Genomic DNA, 217 nt, shown 5'->3' on the forward strand with positions numbered 1-217 from the left:
TCTTCGGACTCGCTTTCGCTACGGCTTCCCCACACGGGTTAACCTCGCAACATACCGCAAACTCGCAGGCTCATTCTTCAAAAGGCACGCAGTCACGACTGCCATCCAAAGGACGACAGCGACGCTCCCACGGCTTGTAGGCACACGGTTTCAGGTACTATTTCACTCCGCTCCCGCGGTACTTTTCACCATTCCCTCACGGTACTATCCGCTATCG

The 217-nt window shown here is 55.8% G+C and carries 1 rRNA gene; it reads right to left on the minus strand.

Going from position 1 to position 217, the window contains the following annotated elements:
* Window positions 1-217, minus strand: a 23S ribosomal RNA gene (locus tag ADK86_RS19490); the annotation flags it as partial.

The organism is Streptomyces sp. NRRL F-5755, from assembly GCF_001279365.1.
Lineage (GTDB): Bacteria > Actinomycetota > Actinomycetes > Streptomycetales > Streptomycetaceae > Streptomyces > Streptomyces rimosus.